Raw genomic sequence first — 21,189 nt, 5'->3', positions numbered from 1 at the left:
TTGATAAAAAGAGCAACCCAGATTCTAGCCTTTTCTTTTTTGATCTTATGCTTGGTCTCGGCCACATTTGCCTATTTTTTTATTCCCGATAAAACAAAACATGCCAACAATCAAATACCTGAATTGGCGTTAATCGATCCTATGCAAAAGCAGTGTATAGATTGCGAACGAGTGGTATCAAAAGAAGAAAATTTTGTTAGCAAATATTTTTCAGGATTAAATTCAACTTTTAAATGTGTAAAAGCAGAAGAACGCATCGAAAATGATGTTTCCTGTTTCTATTATTTTTTTGGGGCAGATAAATTTGGAAGAGATGTCTTTAGCAGACTTGTATTAGGAATAAGGTACACTTTAGTGATTGGATTGAGTGCGGTATTATTGTCCTTAATGATCGGCTTGGTGCTTGGTGGATTAGCCGGCTATTTTGGTGGCAAAACGGATCAACTGATAAGTATCTTTATCAATGTGTTTTGGTCTTTGCCAACCATTCTATTAGCTTTTGCAGTAATTCTGAGTTTTGGTCGCTCACTTTTTTCAATTTTTATAGCGATCAGTCTCACGATGTGGGGTGACGTTGCCAGATTGGTCAGAGGCCTTGTCATGAAATATAAAGAATACGTTTATGTACAAGCGGCAAAAACATTGGGTTATTCGAAGCTAAAAATCATTTTTCAGGAAATTATTCCTAATTTAATGGGTCCGGTTTGGGTAAATGCAGCAGGAAATTTTGCACTGGCCGTTTTACTTGAATCCGGTCTTTCATTTCTTGGTTTCGGTTTGCAGCCGCCCACGCCTACATTAGGAAATATACTTCAGGAACAATATGTATATGCAATATCAGGTAAACCTATGTTGGCTTTGATTCCCTCTATTATTGTAGTTTTGCTCATATTATCTTTTCAGGTGCTGACGAATTATTTAAGAGATCGCAGTGACCTGCGGCATACCCGATAAATGATGAGTAGAGACCAGGAAATTCTCAAAAAAATGCAAAATGAGCTTAGCTTAAAACAGCTACAGATTACCTCATTGCTCAACATTACTCAGGCGATTAATGAAAACCTTCCGCAAGAACAATTATTTGGCATGTATAAAAGTTTCCTGACCTGGGAGCTTAGTATTGAAAGATTGATTTTATTTTCAAAAGACGATAAAAGTTGGATTCCGGTCGTGAGTCATAATGTGGATGCAGATACACCAATAACAGAACTGCCAAAATATTTTATAAATTACCGAAGATTACACACGATCAAAAACAGTGATCCCAAAGCCCTGCACAATTTTGAATTTATAATTCCGGTCTATCACAAATCGGACCCCATAGCATACTCGTTAATCAGCGGTGTCAAAAACGGAGAAGATATTTATAATAATATTCAATTTATTACATCTATCACCAACATTGTTGCTGTAGCCATTGAAAATAAAAGGTTGGTAAGAAAACAAATTATTCAGGAAACGGAATGGGAGCTTGCAAAAGAAGTGACTCAAATGTTGATTCCCGACAAAATGCCGGAGGGAAATCATTATTCACTGGCAAACGTATACCGGCCACATTATAAAGTAGGCGGAGATTATATTGATTATTTGTGGTTTTCAGAACATCAATTGTGTTTTTGTATAGCAGATGTCTCGGGAAAAGGAATTGCGGCTGCAATGATTATGGCAAATTTCCAGGCACTGGTCCAAAATCTTGGTCAACAATACAAAGATTTGGAAACCTTGGTCCTTGTTTTAAATCAAGCTGTATTGAGAATTACAAAAGGAGAAAAATATCTGACCTTTTTTATAGCGGTAGCGGATTTTAAAGCGAAGCGTTTATTTTATGTAAACGCAGGACACATTCCGCCAATATTTTACCAGAATGGGGAAATCCGGGAATTGAAGGCAACTTCAACGATTATTGGGCATTTTGACCCATTACCAGGAGTGAAGGAAGCGAGTCTGCCCCTCGAACCGGGAACCATATTAGTAGCTTATACCGATGGATTGACCGATGTAAAAAGCCAATCTGGCGTAAACTTTTCAATGGATCAATTAAAACAGTTTATATTAGACCACAAATCCGATGTTCCTGCAAAACTTTGTCAGAATCTCATGGATGAGATCGTAGGCTTCGGAGAAAATACAGAAATGCCAGACGATATCGCTATTATGACATTTAAATATCTTGAAAAATGAAAAAGAAACTCGTTGCGGTTCTTTTAGCCATTTTTGCCGGAGCATTTGGAGTTCACAGATTCTATTTGAAACAACCCGAATTGGGCATTGCATATATTGCACTATATATTTGGCTGGGGAGATTTTTGGGATTTCCAATATCAGCGATCATGGGATGGTATGATGCCTATAAACTCATGATGATGGATGAGCAGGAATTTGATCGAAAATACAACAGTCCTTATTTCAGAGATCGCTATGGAAGACGCAGAGACGAGCCTAAAGAAAGGCCTTTTCAAAAAAGAGGGCAATATATTTTGATTGATGACGAAAGTTTAAGTAGAGAAAAACAGCCATCTTCTTATTTTAAGGATAAGAGAAACAAGAAAAAAGCGGAAACGCATAAAGAAGCGGGCATTCGCAAATTTAAAGCCTATGATGCCAAAGGCGCTATTGATGAATTTAAAAAAGCAATTGAAAACAATCCCGCGGATATTTCAAGCCATTTCAACATAGCATGTGCATATTCTGTTGAAGAACAAGCGATGCTTGCTTTCCAACACATCGAACAGGCCATCGCCCTAGGTTATAAAGACACCTATAACATATTAAACAATGAGACACTTGCTTACATTCGAGTATTTCCTGCATTTGAAATGTTTAAAGAAAATCAATTTAAATTAAACCAACAGATTCAATCTTCTATCAAAGACACAGAGGAGAAGCAAACCAAAGAGCGGTTTGACTTACAACAGAAAGTACCCGTCATTCTTAAATCAGAAGCCCTATGAACCTAAGCAGGTGGACAGACATAAACAAAAAAGTATTACATCCCGGAGATACTGCAGGCATCGCCAAACAATTATTTCAGGAAGGGTCGGCTTTGGAAATTCCAATCGTCGAAAAAGGAAAATGCTTAGGTACAATTTCTGCAACAACCATTCAATCATATGAGGATTCCATGGAATTGAATCCTGAAGATTATAAGAAGGCTGTAATATCCACCCTTGAAGAATCGGTTCCGGGTATCTGGAAAAAGTTCATGGACAACCAATGCTCTACAGTAGTATTTGAAGATGCAAAAGAAAAATTTTTAGGCTATACAAGTGTTTGGGATTTTGTGAAGATATACAAACAAGTGGTAGGTATTGGAGAATTCAATTGTTTGTTGGTATTAAAAATGCGTAAATTGGATTATGTACTTTCAAAATTGTCAAGTCTGGCTGAGGAAACAGAGTGTTATATCATCAATGTATTTGTCATCTCCTCCGCAGATGCGGAATATATATATGTGAACTTAGATCTTGAAGGCGAACAACCAGAAGGATTTATTCAAACGCTGGAAAGACACGAAATAGAAGTAGAGCGGTTTCTTTGCAAAACAGAAAAAGAAGATGTTTTGCAGGAACGTCTTGATATGCTAATGAGCTATCTTAATGTTTAATAATATCGCAGGGCAAAAATTTTTTTACATACTTTGTTTTTTCTTAGGTATTTCGAATCTGGGTCTTACTCAGACAGATAGCCTTTTGACAATTTCTGGATTTCAATTTGCCGACCTTGTAAAGACTAAAGAATGGTATCTGTTGCGGGAGATCCGATATGAATCAGGCGATACATTCCGATTCAAAGACTTACAAAAGGTAAGCCTACAAATAGAGTCCGACTTACGCAAAACGAATTTATTTACTTATATCAAGATACAGCCGCTCATAGATTATGCGGATAAAAATTTTGTCAGCTTTAGCATCGAAGTACACGAAAACTGGTTTATATATCCTAGTTTGATCGCAGAGCTTGCAGACAGAAATTTTAATGTTTGGTGGAATGAATACAACAGATCTTTAAAACGGATCAATTTAGGCCTTGCTCTGCAACATATTAATTTTACAGGCGTTAATGATGACTTTCAAGTAAAATATCATTTTGGATACACCAATCGCTTTGTATTAAAATATTTGCGCCCGGCATTAAGTAAAAAATCCAAATTTGGGATTGGCCTTGCATATTATTACACGGAATATAAAGAAACACCGGTCATTTCCCAAAACAACAAACAGATTTTTGTAAAAGATGGCTCAAATCCACTTTTTATAAAACGGGAAATTACGGCAAACGCGCTTTTCAAATTTAATAAATTCTGGAATTTTGAATTGGCATCAGGGCATCATCACAACAGTTTTCAAAATATTTTTTCTAAAACCTACCCTGATTTTTTTCTGAATGCTGCAGAACAGCAGGTTTATACTCAGTTTACTCTGCTCGCCCAATTTGCGAATTTAGATCATCGGTTAAGGCCGAGTAGAGGATTTCTAACAACGAGCTCATTGCGCCAAGTTGGAATTCCCATTTGGCAGGCATATAATTTTACTAGCTTTAGTCAAGATATAAAAGCCGCTCGCAAAATTGGTAAGCACTTTTATATGGAGACTGCTTTTTCAGGAAGGGTGGGAATCAATAGAGCAAAACGACCATACAATTTATACAAAGGATTGGGATACTCAGACACCAATATCTCCGGCTATGAATTATATGTTATTGATGGTTTGGACTATTTTTACTTAAACAACCAAATTCGCTTTCACCTGACGAGCTTGCAATGGAATTTTTTCAGGATTCTAAAAAACGAACCCATATTGCGCATTAAAACAGATATTGATATCAGCCTGCAAGGCAATATGGCGTATGTCAATGACCCCTTTTTCAACGAACAAAACGATTTGGTAAATACAATGTTGTATAGCACAGGAATTGGGCTTAATTTTACGGTTAATGATCTGGTGGAATTTAATGTTTATTATAGCATCAACCACATAAGCGAAAGAGGATTGTATTTTCATACAAGAAGAGCGTTTTAATGAATGTATTTATTTATTGTCAGTTTGTAAGAAAAGAAGACACGGCCCATGTCAAAGCGTTGATTGCACAACTCAAAGATCAAAAGCTCAACTTTTCATTTAATGAAGGATATCCTGAACAGGCAGGGATTACAAGTGTACAAACCTGGAAGGGTTATGAAGACTTGGTCAAACAGAAACCGGATTTTTTAATTACCCTGGGAGGGGATGGTACGATTTTAAAAGCCCTAACATACGTTCGGGATTCGGGTGTGCCACTTTTAGGGATAAACCTCGGTCGATTAGGGTTTCTGGCGAGCACTGAAAAAAAATTGATCGCCGATGCCGTTCATTTTTTGGTGAATGGAATGTTTGACATTGAACACAGAAGTTTGATCCGCCTGGATTCAAGTCAACCACTTTTTGGCGAAACACCTTTTGCCTTAAATGATTTTACACTGTTAAAAAGAGACAATTCATCTATGATCACCATTCATACCTATATCAATGGTGATTATTTAAATTCCTATTACGCCGACGGACTCATTGTAGCAACCCCAACAGGTTCTACAGGATATTCGCTGTCTTGCGGCGGGCCCATTTTGTTCCCTCAATCCCAGAACCTGATCATCACACCCGTTGCGCCCCATAATTTAAATGTGAGGCCGGTGGTTATTCCGGATGATGTTGTCTTAAGCTTTGAAGTGGAAGGTCGTGCAGAAAACTTTTTATGTACGTTGGACTCAAGATATGAGGTCATCACGGCAGAACACCAATTGGCCATACGCAAAGAATCATTCAATATAAGATTGATACGTTTGCAAACTTCAGGTTTTCTTAAAACGCTACGTGAGAAATTGAATTGGGGAATCGATAAACGGAATTAAAACTATGGAGATCAAATTTTCCTGGAATCAAACCGAATATACTGCAAACCTGGATGAAGGAATAGACATTTCCATTTCATTTAAAGAGGAATATCATCAGGTTAATTGTTTTTATGCACCTTTTTATAATTCACAAGCAGTGAAGAGTGGAGATTTTATTGGAAGCGTGAAACAAGGCGGACCCGTAAATTTTTACAATAGTTTTATAAATTTTCATGGAGGCGGAACTCACACGGAAGGAATTGGACATATCTCTGAAAACAGAGAGAGTGTCAATGGAATTTTCAAAGATTTTTTTGGGATCGCATGTTTGCTTTCTGTTTACCCAACACAATCTGAAAATGGAGACCGGTCAATACTAAAATCCAGCTTGGAATTATTAATGGCCGAAATTCAGCAAACTGATTTTTTAATCATTCGTACACTACCTAACGATGAGCAAAAAAAATCCAGGCATTATTCAGGCACCAATCCTCCCTTTGTAGATCCGGAAGCCATGAAGTGGTTGGTAGAAAGGGGCTATAAGCATTTACTAATTGACCTACCGTCTGTAGATAAAGAAATGGATGACGGGCTGCTGGCTTGTCATCATATTTTTTGGAGTGAACAACGGAAATTACATTGTACCATTACAGAATTGGTATTTATTCCAGATCAGATTCAAGACGGATATTATTTATTGAATCTACAAGTAGCAGCAATAGAATCAGACGCAGCGCCATCGCGACCAGTGCTTTTTTCTATCCATAGCTATTGATAAATTTAGCGATGCCGGAAACAAGAACAGTTTACTTACAATTTAAAAAATTGCCTCAAAAGGCCTACTACGAGTATTATTTTTTCTACAAAGCCCATCGCTTGGAAATTGCACAACTAGACTTTGCGGAATACATTGAAATTAAGCATGATTTTATAAAAGCACTTTATTTTATGGATGAATATACATCTTTACATAAAGAAGCAGATCTATTATTGGAAGAAATATTAAATCATGAAAAATTTGAAGAAAGTATCAGGTTCTTTTATTTGGAAACTATATTTTGGAAAGCAAAAGCATATCTCAACAGCAATCAAAATAAGAAAGCAATTTTGATCTATAAAGAACTTGTAAAATTAGTTCCTGAAGATAAAAAATATAGAAGAACATTGTTTTCTTTGCTCTTTCAACAGAATTATTTAAAAGAAAAAAAAGGATTGGCCGTGGTGGTCCTTTTATTATTGGGAGCTCTTTTTTTTAATGCAATTTTAATTTTTTATATAATTCCGTTTTATACAGAATTTCGGACTTACTTTGAAATCATTCGGAATAGCTTTTTCGGAATTGGATTTTTATTGTTTTTATTTTTACAGACCCGCCATATTTGGAATGCTTTTAAGGAAATCAAAGCGCCTAAATAAATATGGCCTTTTTGTCGTTTTATACTTGAAAAACAAGAGCACAAGCCCCTTTTTTGACTTAAATGGAGTTTTTAGAGCAACATTCTGACAAATTGACATAATTATTTGGGCTGGAATGATTTGTGAGATATGATATAATTTTGTAAATTTCAGACATGTTTGGAAGTATATTAAAGAAGATTTTTGGCACGAAACAAGATAAAGATGTACAGTCTTATTCAGGTAGAATTGACGAGGTTCACGAAGCAACAAAAGGGCTGCTTCATTTAGACAATGATGCGCTCAGGCAGAAGACTATTGAATTTCGCGAACGGATAAAAACGCAACTAAGCGTTATTGATGAAGAACTTTCTGCTTTGAGAAAATCTTCCGATGAAACTGAAGATGTATTCGCCAAGGAAGACATATACAATCAAATTGACCAAACGATAAAGCAACGCGATCAACAAATTGAAGAAATTCTGAAGGAACTCTTACCTGAAGCATTCGCCGTTGTTAAAGAAACCGCAAAGCGATTTACAGAGAACCAAACGTTGCGCGTGAAAGCAACAGAACACGACAGAAATCTCGCAGTAACCAAACCCTATATCAAATTAGATGGGGAATATGCCAGCTATGCAAATAGCTGGACAGCAGGCGGTGGAGAAGTCGTTTGGAATATGGTTCACTACGATGTGCAATTAATTGGCGGAATGGTGTTGCATGATGGTAAAATAGCAGAGATGGCTACAGGAGAAGGCAAAACCCTAGTCGCCACCTTGCCTGCATATTTAAATGGCCTGACCGGAGAAGGTGTTCATATCGTAACGGTAAACGACTACCTGGCCAGAAGAGATAGTGAGTGGGTTGGTCCCATTTTTGAATTTTTGTTATTGACCGTTGATTGCATTGACAAATACAAACCAAACTCTATTCAGCGAAAAAATGCTTACAATTGCCATATTACTTATGGTACTAATAATGAATTTGGATTTGATTATCTCAGAGATAATATGGTTCGCAGTGTCGACGAAAAAGTTCAGGGAAAACATCATTATGCCATGGTGGATGAAGTCGATAGCGTTTTAATAGATGATGCCAGGACTCCGTTGATTATATCAGGACCGGTTGATCTCGATGAAGAGAGTCAGGAATACAATGTATTAAAACCAAAAGTTGAAAAACTTATTAACGAACAAAGAAGATTGTCTACCATGTACCTCACAGATGCGCGCAAGCTCATTACGGAAGGATCTACAGGACATCAGGCAGGAGAAGGCGGTTTGGCTTTGTTTAGGGCCTACAGGGCCATGCCAAAATCAAGGCCTCTTATAAAATATTTAAGTGAAGATGGAATTCGGAATGTGCTGCATAAAACGGAGAACTATTATATGCAAGAGCAATCCAAAAATATGCGGGTTGCTGATGAACCTTTATTATTTACCATAGATGAAAAAAACAGACAGGTTGAATTGACCGCGTTGGGTATTGATTTTTTGTGTAATGGGGAATCTGATAATAACTTTTTCCTGATTCCTGATTTATCAGATGAAATCAATATGATTGAAAGTAATGATCAATTGAACCGCGAGGAACAAACAAAAGCAAAGGAAAAAGTCCTGGATGATTTTTCTATAAAATCTAAAAGATTACATTGTGTAAGTCAATTACTCAAAGCATACACCCTTTTTGAAATAGATGAAGATTATGTCGTTATTGAAGGCCATGTAAAAATCGTAGATGAGGGGACCGGTAGATTATTGGAAGGGAGACGATATTCAGATGGATTACATCAGGCCATCGAAGCTAAAGAAAATGTAAAAGTTGGAGAACTAACACAAACTTATGCCACGATAACGCTACAGAATTATTTCCGGATGTACCATAAGTTGGCAGGGATGACTGGTACCGCCGAAACAGAGGCCGGCGAGTTGTGGCAAATTTATAAACTTGATGTGGTCGTGATTCCTACAAACAAACAAATTGTAAGAGATGACAGAGAAGATTTGGTTTATAAAACATCCAGAGAAAAATACAATGCAGTCATAGACGAAATTTCAGATTGTACATCCAAAGGGCGGCCTGTCCTTGTAGGTACAACATCTGTTGATATTTCTGAAAAATTAAGCAGAATGCTTCAACTCAGAGGCATTCCTCACAATGTTTTAAATGCAAAACAACATCAACGCGAAGCAGAAATCGTTGCAGAAGCCGGACACCCTGGCAAGGTAACCATCGCTACGAATATGGCGGGCCGGGGTACGGATATCAAAATATCTGATCAAGTCAAAAAGGCCGGCGGACTCGCTATTATAGGAACCGAAAGACATGAATCAAGAAGGGTCGACAGGCAGCTTAGGGGACGTGCCGGAAGACAAGGAGATCCGGGATCGAGTCAGTTTTTTGTTTCTTTTGAAGATAATTTAATGCGGTTATTTAATTCTGACAGGATTACCTCTATCATGGATAAATTAGGCCACAAAGAAGGAGAAGTGCTACAGCATCCTATGGTTACGAAATCTATCGAAAGAGCTCAGAAGAAAGTCGAAGAAAACAACTTTGGAATTCGGAAGAGATTGCTTGAATATGATGACGTCATGAATATTCAACGCGAGGCTATTTATAAAAAACGAAATCACGCTCTTTATGGCGATCGCCTGACCGTAGATCTGAGTTATATGTTTCATTCTACGATCGAACAACTGTTAGCACGGCACAAAGCAAATCATGATTATGAAAGCTTTGAATATGATGTCATTGGCGTTTTAGGATTTGAACCACAAATGGATAAATCTTTTTTTAATGAATCCCGCGATCACGAAATTATAAACGAAATTAACAAGCAATTTTTTGAGTGGTATCAAAAGAAAGAAGAACAATTTATAGAGGTTTTAATGCCCTTGATCAAAAATGTAAAACAAAATGAAGGCAACAAATATCAAAGGGTAGCCATTCCTATAACGGATGGGCACACAGAGCCAATCCCTATTGGTGTTGAAATGGCCGAAGCAATGGATTCCGCAGGTCAAAGCATCATGCGCGATATTGAAAAAACAATTGCATTGATAAAGCTAGATCACAATTGGAAAGAACACCTGCGAAATATGGATGAATTGAAAGAATCTGTACAAGCTGCAAGCTTTGAGCAAAAAGATCCCCTGGTCATTTATAAGCTGGAGGCATTTAAACTTTTTGAACAGTTGGTTTATAAAATGAATCAGGAAATTACTTCTTTCCTTGCGAAGTCCAGACTATTGTTTTCCGTAGATCAACAAGTCACCGAAGCAAAAGCACAAAAAACAGATTATAGTAAAACGCGAACCAGCAGGGCGGAGGAAAATATGAAACGCGCTGCAGAATCTGCCGGTAATGCAGCAGCACAAGCACAACAAACCATAAGAAACACGATACCCAAAGTAGGAAGGAATGATATGTGTCCTTGCGGAAGTGGTAAAAAATTTAAAAATTGTCATGGCAATATATAATAACAGTATCAAACTAATTTGGATTTCTTTAATACTCTGCGGACCTATTTTAAAAGGGCAAACCAACATCATCATAAAAGAAGATCCTACTGTTTCAAGAGAAATGGAAAAATATATCCGGAACAATAGTTCAGTAACCCACTTAAGTGGATGGAGAATTGCAGTTACCACAACCACAGACAGAAGGTTAATGGAACAAACAAAAGTCAAATTTCAAAATCAATTTGACTATAAGGTAAAATGGGAATATAAAGAACCATATTATTATTTAAGAGCTGGTGCATTCCTCACAAGAACGGAAGCAAATCAAGCGTTAGATGCAGTAAAGAAAAAATTTCCGGAAGCTTTTTTATCTATGGATAAAGTGGCATACGAAGAATTGTAGCTTTATGCTTCGAAATCGAATCACGGGATATTATGATTGGATAACCATTGGGCTTTATTTGAGTTTACTGGTCATTGGATGGCTCGCTATTTATTCGGTGAGTTATACTCAAATTTCCGGAATGGATTTATTGAATCTGGAAAATCCTATTACCAAACAATCTTTTTATTTGCTCGTTGCTTTATTGGTGTTTGGTATTTCACAAGCGATCAGCGAAAAATTTTGGCATACATTTTCTTATCTGATCTATGCCGTTTCGCTCCTATTGTTAGTTCTCGTTTTGATAGTTGGCACAGAAGTTAAAGGAGCCAAAGCCTGGTTTAATTTTGGTGGCTTTTCCTTTCAACCGGCAGAATTTGCAAAATTCGGCACTGCGTTAGCGTTGAGCTCATTTATGACTTTTTATAAAACAAATTTAAAGCAACTATATTTTCAAGGGATTTCTTTCGGAATTATTTTAGCACCGGTACTCTTAATTTTATTGCAACCGGATGCCGGATCTGCATTGACTTTTTTTTCATTTTTTATATTACTTTACCTAGAGGGCTTGAATGCTTTATATTTTTTAAGTGTTCTATTGCTAATAGCTGTATTTATATTATCTTTTCTATTTCCCATTTCATGGATATTAGCAGGCTTGATATTTTTAGGCTTGATCGTTGCATGGGGGTTTGCGAAATCATTTAAATATAAATGGGTTTTACTTTTGTTCATCACAATTTTATTGGCCGGCTGTGGTATTATCTTGGGGATTGATAAGCTGCTCATTTTATCAGGCATCCCTTTACTCGGTGCTGTTATTTATTTGTGGAAATCAAAAGAAGAGGCTCTTGCCTTGGTCATCCCGGTGAGTATAGGCTTTTTGTGGTTGGTATCTTATTTCTCTGTTTCATTTATCGAAAAACTAGAACCGCATCAACAAGAAAGAATCAAAGTGTGGTTGAAACCGGAAGAATGCGATCCAAGAGGTTCTCTATATAATGTCTTACAATCAAAAGTTGCTATTGGTGCTGGTGGTTTCGCGGGAAAAGGATTTCTGGAGGGCAATATGACCAAATTAAAATTTGTACCAGAGCAATCAACAGATTTTATTTTTAGTTCGATAGGTGAAGAACACGGTTTTATTGGAAGTATCACGGTAGTAATTTTATTTGCCGTGTTGATTTTTAGATTATTTACCATTGGAGAGCGGGCGGAGAAAAAATTTGTATCAAGTTTTGCCACATGCGTTGCAGGACTCCTATTATTTCATGTCATTATCAATATAGGCATGACCGTTGGTTTGTTTCCAATTGTAGGTATTCCTTTGCCTTTTATAAGTAAGGGTGGTTCAGCATTGATAGGCTTTTCTTTAATGTTGGGTGTATTGTTCAAAATGCAAAGTAAAGCTTAATGGCGGTAAAATTTTCTTTGAGTCACCAATGCACAGATTCTGCTGCGAGATGTGGAATCCTTGAAACGGAACATGGAACCATTGATACACCGGTGTTTATGCCTGTTGGAACTGCGGGCACAGTCAAGGCAGTACATCAGGAGGAGTTAATAACAGCTGTTCGAACTAAAATTATTTTGGGCAATACCTATCATTTATATCTACGGCCCGGATTGGAAATATTAGCAAAAGCCGGAGGCTTGCATTCCTTTATTCATTGGAATCATGTTTTGCTGACAGATAGTGGAGGATACCAGGTTTTTTCCCTTAGCTCAAGTAGAAAAATAAGCCATGAGGGCGTTTGGTTTTATTCTCATATAGATGGTTCCAAACATTTGTTCACGCCGGCGAGTGTTGTGGATACCCAAAGAATTTTCGGCTCAGATATTATGATGGCACTAGATGAATGCCCACCATATCCTTGTGAACGGAAATATGCTCAGAAGTCTATGGACTTAACACATCAATGGCTGGAAATCGGCTATCAGCATTCCGAAAATACAAAACCCTTATATGGATTTGAGCAATGTTTTGTCCCAATAGCGCAGGGCTCTGTATACGACGATCTTCGTGAAAAATCGCTGATGTATATACAGAACATCAGGAGTCCGATTTATGCAATTGGAGGACTTTCAGTGGGAGAACCGGAGTCAGATCTACTTAGACTTGTGAAACTAGCAGGAGAGGTCTTACCGCAAACGAGTGCACGATATTTAATGGGTGTTGGCACACCAAAGAACTTACTCGATGCAATTGAACTAGGAATTGATATGTTCGATTGTGTTTTGCCCACGCGCAATGCAAGACACGGAATTCTATATACCACACAAGGCATTATCAATATTCGAAACGCAAAATGGAAGGATGACCTGAGCCCAATAGATCCGCTATTGGATTTAAATACCAGTCAACTCCATTCCAAGGCCTACCTGAGGCATTTGTTTTATGCCGGAGAAATGCTGGCGGCACAAATAGCAAGTTTACAAAATTTGAGATTTTATACTTGGTTGATGGAAGAAGCCAGAATAAACATGAGGGAAAATAACTTTGTGAACTGGAAAAAAGAAATACTTCTGCGCATTCATAAAAGAATCTAATTTGAAGTTGACAAATTATTTTAGGATCCTCGATAGGTATATTATAAAAAAGTATGTCTTTACTTTTTTATTTATCATGTTATTGTTTTCTTTAGTGTCTGTTGTCTTTGATCTTAGCGAAAAAATAGAAAAATTTCTTTCAAAAGATCTAAGTGCCTGGTATATTATTAAAAATTATTATTTCAACTTCATCCCCTGGATTCATTCATTATTGTTTCCACTTTATGGACTCATCACCGTTACTTTTTTCACTTCCAGGATGGCAGGCCAAACTGAAATTATCCCAATGTTGAGTGCAGGGATAAGCTTTAACCGTTTGCTATGGCCTTTTTTATTTTCAGGGGCGATATTTACCGGCCTTCATTTAACAAGCAATCATTTTGTGATCCCACAATCTAATAAAGCACTCAGAACATTTGATAATACTTATATTAAACCCGGAAACATTAAGAACAGAGATCGAAACGTACATTTGTTTGTGGCACCGGACGTGACGGCCTTTATCAGACATTATCAAAATATGGATAGCTCCGGATTGGATTTTCAAATGGAGAAGTTCAATGGCGAAAAAATAGAAATGATCTTTAAGGCGAAATCCATAAAGTGGAAAGCCGAACCCAATATTTGGACCTTGCAGGATTATGAAATCAGAACCATTGGGGATAGTTCTGAAATATTAGAAATACAAATGGGTCAAAAAATGGATAGTGCCATCCATTTATCTCCAGCAGACTTTGTTTTCATTTCAAATGAAAAAGACATGCTTACGACTCCGGAATTAATGGAGTTTATCGAAAGAGAAACGAAAAAGGGATCAGGAATAACCAAAGCATATGAAATTGAATTCTACCGGCGAACGGCGGATCCTTTTACTACTCTTATTCTTAGTTTTATCGGGGTTTGCATCGCCAGCAGGAAAGTGAGGGGCGGATTGGGTTTACATTTAGCAGCAGGAATTATTCTCGGGGTTGTATTCATCTTTTTATCTAAGATGTCTCTCACTTTTGCAAGCAATGAGGTTTTACCGACGGGATTGGCCTTGTGGATTCCCAATTTAATATTCCTTACTGTGGGCTTTATGTTGCTAAAAAGAGCCCAAAAGTGAAAAAGAGGCTGAAGATTCAATGGAGACTGAACACTCGCGAAATTATATCCTTGAGATAATTAATTGATAGTGAAACGAATAGGATGTTTTTGTCGACTTTAGTATTTATTTAACAGATTTTGTCTAAGTATTTCTTGGAATACATTAAACAGAATAATACATTTGAGGAAAATAAACGCCATGTCAACGGTAGAATTTTATAATCTTTTAGACAAGCAAACGCAAACTTTACAAAATTTTGCTTTTAGTTTAACACGCGATGAAGAGGACGCGAAAGATCTTTGTCAGGAAACGGCCTTCCGGGCATTATCCAATAAAGAGAAATTTCAAACGGGCACCAATTTTAAGGCCTGGTTGATTACCATTATGAAAAACATATTCATCAATAACTATCGCAGGAAAGTTAAGGGTGGAATTGTCAGTGATAATAGTGAAAACCAGTATTATATCAACTCGATGAGCAATGCGGTTCAGAACCGCGCGGATTCCGATATCATGATGAAAGAACTCAACGGAATGGTAGAAAGTTTGGATGATAGTTTGCGGATTCCATTTGTGAGATATTATCACGGATTTAAATATCAGGAAATTGCGGATGAATTAAAACTTCCATTGGGGACCGTCAAGAGCAGAATCTTTTTTGCACGCAAGGCGTTGAAGAACATGATTGGCAATCATTACGGGATTTATAGTGATATCGCAGCACAAGACAACTAACATTTGTTAGTATATAAAATAAAGTACCAATAAAAAAGGCCTCGTGAAAACGAGGCCTTTTTATTTGAATTCAATTTATTTTATTTAACGATCATTACTTTTTGTAAGCCTTCAGCATTTTTACCTACAACTTTTACATAGTATAGACCAGCAGTCCAGCTGCTTGCATTGATAAACAAGGATTTTAATCCCGTTTTTTCTGCATGAATAATATTTCCGGTTTCATTAGCAACCATGATTTTTAATTCTTCAGAATCTTCAAATGCACTCATGTCGACAAAGAAATAATCACTTGCCAAACTAGGATAAGCTTTTACTTCTTTTAGGGATATTGGATTATCGTTAGCGACAACAAACTCAAGATCAGCTACATTGGATTGCAAAATAGACTTATCTGTTTCTTGTAACCAGGCGAAGACTTCCAAATCATTAAATTCTTCAATGCTGTGTTCCGTTGCAAGATTGATAATATTAGCCGCTTGTGCATCTAATGGTAAACGATAAGCACCGGGAGCAGTCCATGTAAAGTTAAAAGTCTTAGAACCGTTTGCATCAATGACTCCAACAACAGTTCCATTGGCATCAGGAATCATCTTTTTCATGACGTGTGGGAATTCTGTTTCCCCATTATTCTTAATGTTTTGGTAGGTTACTTTTTCAGCAACGGCTACATACAACCTGGTAGTAGCACTGGTAGGAATCAAGGCTCCTACATCTACTTTAATGTCAATTTTTTGACCAGTTACAGTACCGGAAGGGCTTACTGTATGGAATGCAGGAATTCCTTGCCATTCTTCAAAAATACTTGTATTATACCCGTTAGGATTGATATTTATTTTACCATCAAGTAATGTAGCGGGGATTGCGTTTATACCTGCATAATAAGTGCTTCTAGCAGCACATTCGCTGGTATAATAAGGATCTCCAGTACCGGGAAAGTAAAAGTGATAAGTCAGCTCAGTGTATTTGCCTTCGTATTGCGAAACCACAGCATGTAAGATTTCATTTCCTGGTTTACATGGAGGACAAGTTGAAGAGCTGAAATTCTCGTGCATCAATTTGCGTAAAACTGCTGAATCATTTACAATAATCACCGAACGGATCGTGTCGTCTGCAACAGCAATCGGATCATTATTATTTATTTTACTAACCCAGGATTTAATAGTATACGTGCCCGGATTTGCAATTGCAATTGGAGTAGGATGAGTCACTGTAAATTTACTTAAGGGTGCAAAATTTAAGTTGTCTATATCTGCAGATACAGAGCCAACAGCGCCATCATTGATATTGTATGAATAATTCAATTTAGTGATAGTACTAGTACCGCTATTAACAAAAGTGCCGGTAAAAGAAATTGGAAAATCTTTGGTAAGATAATATTTTCTTAAATTGTGTTGAACACCAAGCACATCATCATCAGGTTGTGAGCCTTGAACAAATTCAAAATAACTATTATCGTCAGGTAAATAATTATTGGTATTTACACTTTGATAGTTGGGCGAACCCTGCACCTGAATTGCGGAAGTTTTATCAAACTGTATTCCTAAAGTTAAACTTGTTTTATCCTGACACACTGCGCCGTTATTTACGCATTGGGTCCTTTGATCTACAATGTAAACTTTGTTGGTAGTCTCTTCGAGAACGATGGATATATAAATCCAGCCTGTTTTCAAATTTTCTTCACCGAATGAATTATAAGTAATCCAGTGCTGTCTGTTAGGTGCTGTACCAAAAGTTTTGGTAACTACATAATCTCCGGCTACACATCTCAAACCCCAAACGAGAATTGATCTGTTTGGAATTTTGTCGTTTGGAAGATCTGTATTTGCAGAGTCAATCACGGTGTTATCACCTGTGGCAAACGTAAGAACGCCGCTGGTGTTGACCTTGTATTGGGTCACATCAATTCCGTTCAGTTTAAATGGAAATCCAATATTGCGGATGGCAGACCAATCTCCACTTTTACGCGGACCGGTTAATATGGTAGTCCAGCCAGCAGGAAGACCACCTCCGGGTGGATATTCAGCATCTTTGTTTAATCCGCCGGGATTCTGGCCTGCACCAATAAAAGGCAGGTAGTAGTACTGTGCATTTCCCAGCGAAATACCCAGACACAAAAGAAGAACTAAGTAAATTTGTTTCATGTTGGTACGATTTGGAGACAAACTTAAGAAAATAATAATATTAATGCCTTAGCAATGAATCTATTTAACATATAATCTATTTCACCATACGCAACAAAAAGGCATTCATTTGGTTAACAAGGCTTCATGCCATATTTTTCCTAAGCTTTAGCATTAGAAATTATTTGAAAGTATATTATTTCGGCGCTTTTGTCCCAATCAAATTGGGTCCTGTGGGTGCGGCCTAATTGTATTTTTTCGGCGCGGTGGGAATCTTTTAAAGCAATCTCCATCTGTTCTGCAATTTCAGGAGGTTTGTAAGGATCAAATAAATAGGCTCCAGGTCCTGCAACTTCGGGCAAAGAAAAGCAATCTGCGACTAAAACCGGAATATCGCAGTTTAAAGCCTCTAAAACCGGAACCCCAAAGCCTTCCAAAAAGGATGGCTGAACAACCGCAAATGCGGAGGCGGTAATTTTTGCCAGTTCCAAACTTTGCATATAGTCCAAAAGTATAATATCGGTTTTAAAAGCAGATGTGTTAATCGTTTTTTCAAAATCTTGAACGAACCAGGCTTTGCGACCAACGATCATTAATTTCATTTCCGATCCTGTATTTGTTTTGAAAATTTCAAATGCATGAATCAGACCCGTCACGTTTTTTCTGGGATGAATAGCCCCTACAAATAAAGAATAAGGAACACCCTGAGAAAATTGTTGCCGAATTTCTTTTTGTTGTACATCATCTAAAGGCTTAAAGCATTCACGAACGCCATTATAGCCAATACTTATTTTTGAGGCCATCTCCGGGAAATGCTCAGCAATGTCTGAAGCAGTAGCCTTAGACACGGCAATCAAATGATTTGCTTTTTTTATTTGCCTGGGTACAAAATATTGATAATATTTTCTAACGAGCAAGGGAACCTGTTCAGGAAAATGCAAATATGCCAAATCATGGACAACCATAACCTGAGGAATATTTGCCGATAATGAACAATATCCATCCGGATGGAAAACGCAATTTATTTTATTTTTTTTGAAGGCAGCAGGCAAAGACCATTCAAACCAGAAGTACCATAATAAGGGATGTCTTGCCGGAGGCGAAACAACGATGTGATGGATGGATGGGTGTTGAAGGAGTAAATTATTTTGTTTGCGATCATAAAAGAAAAAATATTCATGTTCTGGATGTTGATCAACCATCCTTTTTAATATCTGATAACTATACCATCCGATTCCTTCAAGTTTTTCAGGTAATAAAAATCGGGCATTAACACCTATACGCATCCATAAATTTTATGAAGCCCAAAGGTAGTAGTTTCAACAGGTGAATTTTTAAATTTATCGGCTATTTATCGTAATTTGTCGCAATTCAAGAAATGCCGGAACCATTAGGCTATAGCTGAATGTTTTATTAATCTAAACCCTTAATTATGATTTTAATTTCTATTGGTATATTAATGTTGCTCATCGGTTTTTTAATCAAAAATCCCGATTTAGGAATGACCCGTGCTTTGCGCATCATTCGATTGACAGGTCTTGCTTTTATTATTATTGGCTTTTTACTTTCCAGCGTTGTTGAAATAGATGCAGGTAGGATTGGTGTTCAAAAATTATTTGGTAAAGTGAACCCGAATATTTTAGAAAGTGGCTTGCACGTGGTGAATCCTTTGGTTGAAATAATCCGCATGGATGTAAAAACGCAAAATTATACGATGAGCGGTATTCACGATGAAAACAAACAAGTAGGAGATGATGCAATACGCGTGCTTACTAATGACGGACTCGAAGTGATCATAGATCTTACCGTCCTTTTTAGAATGAATAAATCTGAGGCGCCTAGAATTGTCCAGGAAATTGGAACCAATTATGTTGATAAAATCGTAAGACCGATTGCACGGACCAAAATTCGGGACAACGCAGTTTATTATCAAGCAATTGAGTTGTTCTCTACGAAAAGAGATGAATTTCAGTTGAAAATATTTAAAAGTATAGAAGCAGACTTTAATTCCCGCGGACTTGTACTCGAACAGTTGTTAGTCAGAAATATTGTATTGCCCCAATCTGTAAGCGCGTCAATTGAAGAAAAAATAAGAGCAGAGCAGGACGCTCAGAAAATGACCTATGTTTTGCAAAAGGAAAAACAAGAAGCAGAACGCAAACGCGTGGAGGCACAGGGGATTGCTGATTACCAAAGAATTATTAACGCAACACTGACAGATAAACAGCTTCAATACGAATGGATTAAAACCTACCAGAATTTGGTGAGTTCGGGCAATTCAAAAGTCATTGTCATGGATAAAAACACTCCGGTTATTATAGACGGCAAATAGTGGATTTTTTTGGAGTAAATCGTTTCGAGATTATTCTTTCTCTGTTTTCTGTGGTTGACAGTATGAATTAGATGTTTATTTTGTAATACTTTTTTAGTTTTTCCGGTGTGTTTGTATGTCACAAGGCATGAATTTGGACAGTGTTCGTACGAAGATTGATTGCAGTATAATTTTCAGGAAAAATCTTTAACAGGCCAAAGAAAACGCAGACTATCAATAACTATAATTTCTAAAGTCCGCCACCAGGTTTTTCTAACTTTTTCTGACGTTTGTCCGAATCGTTGGCAGGTTTTGGAGTGTTTGTTTTATCCTGAGGATTTGGAGTTCCCTGATCTTTAGGAAGCGTTTTAACATCTGATTTTTTAGCAGGTGGAATTTTCGCAACCAATTCTTTAATTTTGGCATATTCATTTGAATAGGTTTGCGTGCCGGCGCAAGCCATTTGTTTGTTTTTGGATTCAATATTTTGAACTCTGTCTTTAGAGTTCGGGTGAGTACTTAACCAGGCCGGAGGAGCCGGTTGATTTTCCATCTTTTTGAAGAAACCAGATGCCCCGGCAGCATGGTAGTTCGTCGGGCACAAATAGACAACGGACATGCTGTCAGCTTGGGTTTCATGAGCTCGGCTGAAACTCAGAGTTAACAAGGCGGTGGCCACCTGTTTGATCATTTCCTGTTTACCAAGTGCGGCGTCGGCAAGAATTTGAATGCCCAGGCTTTTGCTTAATTGTTTAGTGCTATGTCTTTTGGCGGAATGGGCCAATTCGTGGCCAATGACACCGGCCAATTGATCTTCGGAATCGAGAAAGTTAATCAAACCCGTATAAATATAAATGTATCCACCGGGCGTTGCAAAAGCATTTAAAGTTTTTAAATCATTAATAAGGGTAACATCCCAAACAAAATCGTTTGCATATTCAACATTTCCCCCTTTGAGTATTTTTTGTACAATATTCCTCACATAACTGTATACCACCTCATTTCCTTTTTCGGGTAATTCAGGAAATTCGGTTTGATTTCCTGCAATTTCAAGGTGAACCTGTTTACCCAGTTCAACATCCTGAGATACAGGGAAGAGATTGAGGTTGTCCCAACCAGATTTTAATGTTTTACATGAGCTACTTAAAACGAGCAAGGCAACGCCAAATGGAACTAATTTTTTCATATGATGTAAAGTTAATGATAATTGGGCTTTTATAGCTTGGTATAAAGGCGAATGAAATTTTATGATTGAAAACAGTTTGGATTTTTA

At 37.3% G+C, this 21,189-nt stretch carries 18 protein-coding genes; 15 read left to right on the top strand and 3 right to left on the bottom strand.

What is annotated here, in order from left to right:
- The 14 genes from IPM92_13880 to IPM92_13815 all read left to right on the top strand — a co-directional run bounded on the left by IPM92_13880 (position 1) and on the right by IPM92_13815 (position 15,482).
- A complete protein-coding gene (locus tag IPM92_13880; GenBank protein MBK9109421.1) occupies positions 1–954 on the top strand; it encodes an ABC transporter permease in 954 nt (317 codons plus the stop codon).
- On the top strand, positions 955–2,181 hold the full coding sequence (locus IPM92_13875) for a PP2C family protein-serine/threonine phosphatase (GenBank protein MBK9109420.1): 1,227 nt from the start codon (positions 955–957) through the stop codon (positions 2,179–2,181).
- On the top strand, positions 2,178–2,951 hold the full coding sequence (locus IPM92_13870; protein MBK9109419.1) for an NINE protein: 774 nt from the start codon (positions 2,178–2,180) through the stop codon (positions 2,949–2,951). The genes IPM92_13875 and IPM92_13870 overlap by 4 nt, the downstream gene beginning before the upstream one ends.
- A complete protein-coding gene (locus tag IPM92_13865) occupies positions 2,948–3,604 on the top strand; it encodes a hypothetical protein (GenBank protein MBK9109418.1) in 657 nt (218 codons plus the stop codon). The genes IPM92_13870 and IPM92_13865 overlap by 4 nt, the downstream gene beginning before the upstream one ends.
- Entirely contained in the window at positions 3,597–5,018 is a 1,422-nt protein-coding gene (locus tag IPM92_13860; GenBank protein MBK9109417.1) for a hypothetical protein, read from the top strand. Before IPM92_13865 ends, IPM92_13860 begins: the two co-directional genes overlap by 8 nt.
- Entirely contained in the window at positions 5,018–5,884 is an 867-nt protein-coding gene (locus tag IPM92_13855) for an NAD kinase (GenBank protein MBK9109416.1), read from the top strand. Before IPM92_13860 ends, IPM92_13855 begins: the two co-directional genes overlap by 1 nt.
- A 4-nt stretch (positions 5,885–5,888) precedes the next feature.
- The gene (locus IPM92_13850) at positions 5,889–6,641 is read left to right on the top strand and encodes a cyclase family protein (GenBank protein ID MBK9109415.1); all 753 of its coding nucleotides are present in this window, start codon (positions 5,889–5,891) and stop codon (positions 6,639–6,641) included.
- Between the two features lie 11 nt (positions 6,642–6,652).
- Positions 6,653–7,282, top strand: coding sequence for a hypothetical protein (locus tag IPM92_13845; GenBank protein ID MBK9109414.1), 630 nt, complete (start codon positions 6,653–6,655; stop codon positions 7,280–7,282).
- A 155-nt stretch (positions 7,283–7,437) separates the two neighbouring features.
- Positions 7,438–10,746: a preprotein translocase subunit SecA gene (gene secA, locus IPM92_13840; GenBank protein MBK9109413.1), complete on the top strand. Its 3,309-nt coding sequence runs from the start codon at positions 7,438–7,440 to the stop codon at positions 10,744–10,746.
- Positions 10,733–11,131: an SPOR domain-containing protein gene (locus IPM92_13835; protein MBK9109412.1), complete on the top strand. Its 399-nt coding sequence runs from the start codon at positions 10,733–10,735 to the stop codon at positions 11,129–11,131. Before secA ends, IPM92_13835 begins: the two co-directional genes overlap by 14 nt.
- Positions 11,132–11,135: 4 nt before the next feature.
- On the top strand, positions 11,136–12,524 hold the full coding sequence (gene rodA, locus IPM92_13830; protein ID MBK9109411.1) for a rod shape-determining protein RodA: 1,389 nt from the start codon (positions 11,136–11,138) through the stop codon (positions 12,522–12,524).
- The gene (gene tgt / locus IPM92_13825) at positions 12,524–13,660 is read left to right on the top strand and encodes a tRNA guanosine(34) transglycosylase Tgt (protein MBK9109410.1); all 1,137 of its coding nucleotides are present in this window, start codon (positions 12,524–12,526) and stop codon (positions 13,658–13,660) included. Before rodA ends, tgt begins: the two co-directional genes overlap by 1 nt.
- A gap of 1 nt (position 13,661) precedes the next feature.
- A complete protein-coding gene (locus tag IPM92_13820) occupies positions 13,662–14,765 on the top strand; it encodes an LptF/LptG family permease (protein MBK9109409.1) in 1,104 nt (367 codons plus the stop codon).
- A gap of 180 nt (positions 14,766–14,945) precedes the next feature.
- On the top strand, positions 14,946–15,482 hold the full coding sequence (locus IPM92_13815; protein MBK9109408.1) for an RNA polymerase sigma factor: 537 nt from the start codon (positions 14,946–14,948) through the stop codon (positions 15,480–15,482).
- Between the two features lie 80 nt (positions 15,483–15,562).
- Here the strand turns inward: IPM92_13815 and IPM92_13810 are convergent, their stop codons facing one another.
- Entirely contained in the window at positions 15,563–17,626 is a 2,064-nt protein-coding gene (locus IPM92_13810; protein MBK9109407.1) for a hypothetical protein, read from the bottom strand.
- Between the two features lie 140 nt (positions 17,627–17,766).
- The gene (locus IPM92_13805) at positions 17,767–18,891 is read right to left on the bottom strand and encodes a glycosyltransferase family 4 protein (protein ID MBK9109406.1); all 1,125 of its coding nucleotides are present in this window, start codon (positions 18,889–18,891) and stop codon (positions 17,767–17,769) included.
- 146 nt (positions 18,892–19,037) lie between these two features.
- On the opposite strand from IPM92_13805, the gene IPM92_13800 reads away from it, so the two are divergent.
- Complete coding sequence (locus IPM92_13800) at positions 19,038–19,937, top strand: prohibitin family protein (GenBank protein MBK9109405.1); 900 nt, start codon at positions 19,038–19,040, stop codon at positions 19,935–19,937.
- 229 nt (positions 19,938–20,166) lie between these two features.
- Here the strand turns inward: IPM92_13800 and IPM92_13795 are convergent, their stop codons facing one another.
- The gene (locus tag IPM92_13795; protein MBK9109404.1) at positions 20,167–21,102 is read right to left on the bottom strand and encodes a M48 family metalloprotease; all 936 of its coding nucleotides are present in this window, start codon (positions 21,100–21,102) and stop codon (positions 20,167–20,169) included.
- Between the last annotated feature and the right edge of the window lie 87 nt (positions 21,103–21,189).

Source organism: Saprospiraceae bacterium, assembly GCA_016719615.1.
Classification (GTDB): domain Bacteria; phylum Bacteroidota; class Bacteroidia; order Chitinophagales; family Saprospiraceae; genus Vicinibacter.
The sequence above is the reverse complement of the archived record's forward strand: the minus strand, read 5'-3'. Positions and strand labels throughout refer to the sequence as shown.

Coding starts and splice junctions, on each gene's coding strand:
- IPM92_13875 (MBK9109420.1), top strand. CDS start 955: ATGATGAGTAGAGACCAGGAAATTCTCAAAAAAATGCAAAATGAGCTT.
- IPM92_13870 (MBK9109419.1), top strand. CDS start 2,178: ATGAAAAAGAAACTCGTTGCGGTTCTTTTAGCCATTTTTGCCGGAGCA.
- IPM92_13865 (MBK9109418.1), top strand. CDS start 2,948: ATGAACCTAAGCAGGTGGACAGACATAAACAAAAAAGTATTACATCCC.
- IPM92_13860 (MBK9109417.1), top strand. CDS start 3,597: ATGTTTAATAATATCGCAGGGCAAAAATTTTTTTACATACTTTGTTTT.
- IPM92_13855 (MBK9109416.1), top strand. CDS start 5,018: ATGAATGTATTTATTTATTGTCAGTTTGTAAGAAAAGAAGACACGGCC.
- IPM92_13850 (MBK9109415.1), top strand. CDS start 5,889: ATGGAGATCAAATTTTCCTGGAATCAAACCGAATATACTGCAAACCTG.
- IPM92_13845 (MBK9109414.1), top strand. CDS start 6,653: ATGCCGGAAACAAGAACAGTTTACTTACAATTTAAAAAATTGCCTCAA.
- secA (MBK9109413.1), top strand. CDS start 7,438: ATGTTTGGAAGTATATTAAAGAAGATTTTTGGCACGAAACAAGATAAA.
- IPM92_13835 (MBK9109412.1), top strand. CDS start 10,733: ATGGCAATATATAATAACAGTATCAAACTAATTTGGATTTCTTTAATA.
- rodA (MBK9109411.1), top strand. CDS start 11,136: ATGCTTCGAAATCGAATCACGGGATATTATGATTGGATAACCATTGGG.
- tgt (MBK9109410.1), top strand. CDS start 12,524: ATGGCGGTAAAATTTTCTTTGAGTCACCAATGCACAGATTCTGCTGCG.
- IPM92_13815 (MBK9109408.1), top strand. CDS start 14,946: ATGTCAACGGTAGAATTTTATAATCTTTTAGACAAGCAAACGCAAACT.
- IPM92_13810 (MBK9109407.1), bottom strand. CDS start 17,626: ATGAAACAAATTTACTTAGTTCTTCTTTTGTGTCTGGGTATTTCGCTG.
- IPM92_13805 (MBK9109406.1), bottom strand. CDS start 18,891: ATGCGTATAGGTGTTAATGCCCGATTTTTATTACCTGAAAAACTTGAA.
- IPM92_13800 (MBK9109405.1), top strand. CDS start 19,038: ATGATTTTAATTTCTATTGGTATATTAATGTTGCTCATCGGTTTTTTA.
- IPM92_13795 (MBK9109404.1), bottom strand. CDS start 21,102: ATGAAAAAATTAGTTCCATTTGGCGTTGCCTTGCTCGTTTTAAGTAGC.